Origin of the sequence: Achromobacter sp. GbtcB20 (assembly GCF_019091095.1) — a bacterium.
Taxonomy (GTDB): Bacteria; Pseudomonadota; Gammaproteobacteria; order Burkholderiales; family Burkholderiaceae_B; genus Achromobacter; species Achromobacter mucicolens.
The window spans coordinates 1-259 of the sequence record NZ_JAGXJZ010000632.1 but is presented as its reverse complement, the minus strand read 5'-3'; the positions used below and the strand labels follow the sequence as shown (position 1 = coordinate 259).

Below are 259 nucleotides of genomic sequence, written 5' to 3'. Positions count from 1 at the left end.
GGCTCAACTACGCGGCCTGGCTGCACCTGCGCCTGATCAACGGCCTGCGCGGCCGCATGGCGGCCTGGTGGGCGCTGGTGGGCCTGCTGGTGACGACCTTTGCCTTCCTGGGCGTGAACATGTTCCTGTCGGGGCTGCATTCCTACGGCGAGCTGTAATCCGCGCTGCTCGGGCTTCCGTAGGGTGGGCGCCCGCGGAATTCACCGGCCTCCCCTCCCCCGGCCGGTCCTTGGCCAAAACATCCCCCCCACAACCACCC

The 259-nt window shown here is 69.1% G+C and carries 1 pseudogene; it reads left to right on the top strand.

The window, feature by feature from the left end:
- Positions 1-158: pseudogene (locus tag KVT32_RS30525) on the top strand (c-type cytochrome biogenesis protein CcsB); the annotation flags it as partial.
- Positions 159-259 lie beyond the last annotated feature (101 nt).